The organism is Microcystis sp. LE19-41.2A, assembly GCF_027530405.1.
In the GTDB taxonomy this organism is placed as follows: domain Bacteria; phylum Cyanobacteriota; class Cyanobacteriia; order Cyanobacteriales; family Microcystaceae; genus Microcystis; species Microcystis aeruginosa.
On record NZ_JAPZQJ010000617.1, the window covers coordinates 1 to 5,257 of the forward strand.

Sequence of the window (5,257 nt, forward strand, 5' to 3'; positions counted from 1 at the left end):
TAGGGTCTGCTGAAAAAGTTTTTCCTGGGGGTAGGAGTCAGTAGCCGGTCGTCAGTAGCCAGTCGTTTCAGGCTTTGTTGCCCTTGTTTTGTGTACCAAGCGATGTACTACAAGAAGGATAATGCAAGGTTTTTGAAAGTCCCAATCCTATTTTCTTGCACTAACATCGGACTTTAACAGGTCAAAAGCCTTATTTTAAAAGGGTTTTACCATTATTCAGCCAGCCCTAAGTAATACTAAATTTTGTTACAAAATCTAGCTTTTTCGGGTAAGCTGTTGACTATCTAGGGCTGACTGACCATCCTTGGCAATCGGCGTTCTAGCCTAGGAGAGATGCGATCGCTCTTACCCCTGCCCCAAAAGCGATCGCCATGCCCAAAAAATTGCTCATTCCAAAAATGATCGCCCCCTGCATTCCTATCCCAAGCAATGACAATTTTAAAGTTTAATCAACAAGATAACAGCGATCGCACTTACCCTAACCTACGGGCGTTCTAAAACAAGATCCAAACCGACTTTGTATGAAATATCCTCCTTGCAATTTGCCTGAATCTTAAGCGAAAAACCTGGACAGCCTTTTTCCACGACTTGTTTGGAAGATGTGATAGCCATTTTAGTCTTTGCTGGGCCATTGTCATCTACATAAGTGTAAAACACAAGTTTACTGGGATGACCGTTTCCCTTGTCATATCGAAATATGTAAAATGCATATCCACTACCTTTCTCGATCAAATGACTAACCATGTGATCAAATGCAGGATGCTCCTTATCCCCGAATCTAGGGTCTTCAGATGAAGTACCAATCGGTGGACACAAATCAGGAACGATGTTGACTCCATCCAACTTCATAGTCAGAAAATCATGCGTTGGTTTATTAGCATTACCTTTAAACTCATTGAAGATAGCCACGCAGTCAGGGTGAAGTTTTACGACACTAATGGACATCTTATTCTCTTTTTTCAGTAGGTTAGCTTTTTCTTGAGATACCAAAATAGTTGTTACTCAAGTCCAGTAAGCTAGTGTACAGGAAATTTCCGTAATAGTCAACCCCTAGAGGACAAAAAGCAGAAAGTTTCCGTATATTCACCCCGTAGAAAAGGATATCCAGAAACATTCCGTGTATTTTCCAACGATGGATAAAAATATTCGGTTCTTCGTTACTTGGTATGGTTCGATAGGGGGGCATAAATCGACTAAATCCTTATCTGGTAAGAGACTTAATTGATTAGTTGGCTCTAGAGCAAAAACAATTGACAAAAATCGCTAAGTGCCTTTCTCTATAAGGGTTCCATCCCTTATAACCCCCGTCCATTGCATAACACAAACCGAAGAGCCGTTTTCCTTCTTGATAATTCTGATAAGCAAGTCGAGCTTGCCATAATACTGATTGCACTTGGCGGGCAAAATCCCGATTGCCCTGAAAGCGACTCTGTCAGAGAGCTTTTAATTCTCGTTCTAGGTGGGCTAAACACTTCTGCTTGGCGCCTGCTCCTTGTAGCGAGTAGGCACTGAAACAGTCGCTACGTTCATCTTTTTCTTCCCCTCCCGACTCCTGACTCCTGACTCCTAACCCCACCAATAAACTTTTTGCCGCAAACCCTAACTATTTCCTCTAGTCAATTGCCATAAAAGTTCTCATCTAAGATTTGCTCTGGCAAGAAAGGACAAATTTTAGGATAATCATTTTCTGGGGGAATCCGAACACCAAATTGAGCAAGTTTCCCTTCCTTAATTGCCACTTGACGAGCATCTGGATAAGCTTCCTCGATAGCAGTTTCTAGATAGGATTTCAGGGAAGGCGTATTGCGTAAGTTTTTCTCAATTCGCTGGCGATGCTCAATAATAGAACAATACCAGCTATCTTTCATGGATGGCGGTGCGTTGTGCTGTACTTTTAATTTGAGCAAATGAGCCAAAAGAATCATCAAATTACTTTCTAAAGTTCTTTTTTCCGATTTTCCCAACTCGGTTAACTCCTCAATTAAGTTATCAGTATCCAGCGCAGCAAATTCCCGCTTCTGTAGGTGGCTAATTGTTGTTGCGAGCCACAATTGAAAATCTTGTTCGTAGAGAGTCTTGGACATAGCGATAGGTTGTTCGTTGGAGTCAATAACTAGATTGGTAACTAAGCGGCTACAATTCTCAAGGCGTTACTAATTTCTAGCTTCCCTTGTAGTTTACCAAAAAATCACCTAAAATGGAAACTATCTGTATCCCTTGCTGACTGCATCTGGCTCCCTACACCATTTTCTAGTATCGTTGAGCAAACCGGCGAAAGATAAGGAGTTAAAACTATGCCTTTAAGTTGGAATGAAATTAAAAATCGCGCCATCGCTTTTCAAAAAGAGTGGGAAGGAGAGACTTCAGAAAAAGCAGAATCTCAGTCTTTTTGGAATGATTTTTTTCATGTCTTTGGCATTTCACGGCGTAGGGTAGCCAGTTTTGAGCAACCGATAAAAAAAGCAGATAATAAACAGGGTTTTATTGATTTACTCTGGAAAGGAACGATTTTAGTTGAGCATAAATCGAAGGGAAAAGATTTAGAAAAAGCCACACAACAGGCTAAGGATTATTTTCCCAATTTAAAGGAACATGAGTTACCGCGTTATATTTTAGTCTCGGATTTTCAACGGTTTAAATTATATGATTTAGATTCGGGCAATCAATGGGAATTTGAATTAAGTAATTTTGTTGATAACGTTCATTTATTTGATTTTATTGCTGGTTATGAAAAGCGAGTTTATAAAGACGAAGATCCCGTCAATATTCAAGCAGCCGAGTTAATGGGAAAACTTCATGATTACCTCAAAGAAATTGGTTATATGGGGCATGATTTAGAAGTTTATTTAGTGCGTTTATTATTTTGTTTATTTGCCGATGATACGGGTATTTTTAATAAGGGTATTTTCTGGGAATATATCGATCTACATACCAAAGAAGATGGCAGTGATTTGGCGATGCACATCGCTTCTATTTTTCAGGTTTTGAATACACCAGAAGAAAAAAGATTAAAAAATCTCGATGAGAATTTCACTCAATTTCCCTACATAAATGGCAAGTTATTCGAGGAGTCTTTACCCTTAGCGGCTTTTGATAGCAAGATGCGAGTCATGTTATTAGAAGCTTGTGCTTTTGATTGGGGAAAAATTTCTCCTGCTATTTTTGGTTCTATGTTTCAAGCGGTAATGAATCCAAAAGAACGACGCAATTTAGGGGCGCATTATACCTCTGAGAAAAATATTCAAAAGGTGATTAAACCGTTATTTTTAGATGATTTACACAGAGAATTTGAGAAGATTAAAGGCAATCGCAATAAATTACTAGAATTTCAGAAAAAGATTGCTAATTTATATTTTCTTGATCCTGCCTGTGGTTGCGGCAATTTTTTAATTATTACCTATCGGGAGTTACGCGATTTAGAGATTTTGGTATTACAGGAGTTAGATAAAACGGGGCAGTTAGTAATAGATATTAGTAGGATTATTCAGGTAGATGTCAATCAGTTTGCTGGTATTGAATACGATGAGTTTGCGGTGAGGGTGGCAGAAGTGGCAATGTGGTTAATTGATCATCAGATGAATATTAAAGTTAGTAATACTTTTGGTCAATATTTTGTGCGTTTGCCATTGAAAAAAGCGGCAAAGATTGTTCATGGAAATGCCTTACGGATTGATTGGGAGGAAGTTATATCAAAAGAAAAGCTCAATTTTATTTTAGGGAATCCTCCTTTTGTGGGGCATCATTACCAAAATTTTGATCAAAAAGAAGACTTAAAGCTAGTTCTTGATAAAATCATTGGATCAGGGGTTATGGATTATGTATCAGCATGGTTTTATAAATCTGCTCAATTTATTCAAAGCACAAAAATTAAGGTGGGATTAGTGGCGACTAATTCTATTTCTCAAGGGGAACAATCATCTATCTTATGGAATGTTTTAATAAACGAATTTAATATCAGTATTCATTTTGCCCATAGAACTTTCAAATGGAGTAATGAAGCTAAAGGTAATGCTGCGGTTCATTGTGTGATTATTGGATTTGCTAGTTTTGAAGCTAATGAAAAATATCTATTCGACTATCAGACTATAACCAGTGAGCCGCTTTTAATAAAAGCCAAAAATATTAATCCTTACTTAATCAATGCAAACAATATTCTGGTTTTTAATCGAAAATATCCTCTCTGTAATGTCCCTAATATGATGTATGGAAATAAGCCAACAGATGGAGGTAATTTTATTTTATCTGAAGAAGAAAAAAATACTCTTGTCTCAAAAAACCCTTTGTTAATTAAATTTATTAGACCTTTTATTAGTGCTAGAGAATTTTTAAATGGTGGCAAAAAATGGTGTTTGTGGCTACTCGATATTAAACCCAATGAACTAAAGAATATACCTGAAATTTTGGAGCGTGTGGAAGCCGTGAAGCAATTGAGAGCAAAAAGTATTGCAGCTTCAACTCGAAACTATTCTTATCATTGTTTATTTCGACAAATCACACAACCCAAATCAGACTATATTCTTGTACCTAGAACTACGTCAGAAAATAGAAAATACATTCCTATTGGCTTTTTTACTGCTGATAATATCGTAAGTGATACTTGTCAGTCTATTCCGAACGGCGATTTATATTTATTTGGTATTTTAACTTCAGAAATGCACATGGCATGGGTTAAATATGTGTGTGGCAGATTAAAAAGTGATTATCGTTACTCAAAAGATATTGTTTATAATAATTTTCCTTTTCCAGAAAATATCACCGACAAACAAAAACAAACCGTCGAAACTTGCGCTCAAGCTGTGCTAGATACTAGGGTAAAATATCCTGATAGTAGCCTTGCGGATTTATACGATCCTTTAACCATGCCTCCGGACTTGCTCAAAGCTCACCAAAAACTTGACAAAGCCGTTGATTTGTGTTATCGTCCCCAACCCTTTACCAGTGAATTAAACCGTATTGAATACCTCTTTGAACTCTACGAAAAATTAACCGCTCCCCTACTCCCTACCAGCAAACAAAAACCCTCGAAAAGAAAAAATCCTCAATAACGAAGGCAAAAGGCAAAAGGCAACAGGCAAAAGGCAAAAGGCAAAAGGCAAAAGGCAAAAGGCAAAAGGCAAAAAGCAGCTTTGTTCTCCTCATCACCCCACACCCCACACCCCATCACCCCACACCCCATCACCCCACACCCCACACCCCACACCCCACACCCCACACCCCACACCCCACACCCCATCACCCCACTTCCCCATCACCCCAC

Annotated in this window: 3 protein-coding genes; 1 reads left to right on the plus strand and 2 read right to left on the minus strand. The window is 38.3% G+C overall.

Features of this window, described 5'->3' with window-relative positions:
* Window positions 1-483: 483 nt before the first annotated feature.
* Entirely contained in the window at window positions 484-990 is a 507-nt protein-coding gene (locus O9290_RS25475) for a cofilin family protein (protein ID WP_288056984.1), read from the minus strand.
* Between the two features lie 626 nt (window positions 991-1,616).
* The gene (locus O9290_RS25485; protein WP_072926654.1) at window positions 1,617-2,084 is read right to left on the minus strand and encodes a DUF29 domain-containing protein; all 468 of its coding nucleotides are present in this window, start codon (window positions 2,082-2,084) and stop codon (window positions 1,617-1,619) included.
* A 210-nt stretch (window positions 2,085-2,294) separates the two neighbouring features.
* On the opposite strand from O9290_RS25485, the gene O9290_RS25490 reads away from it, so the two are divergent.
* Window positions 2,295-5,045: a class I SAM-dependent DNA methyltransferase gene (locus O9290_RS25490; RefSeq protein ID WP_288087665.1), complete on the plus strand. Its 2,751-nt coding sequence runs from the start codon at window positions 2,295-2,297 to the stop codon at window positions 5,043-5,045.
* The last annotated feature ends 212 nt before the right edge of the window (window positions 5,046-5,257 follow it).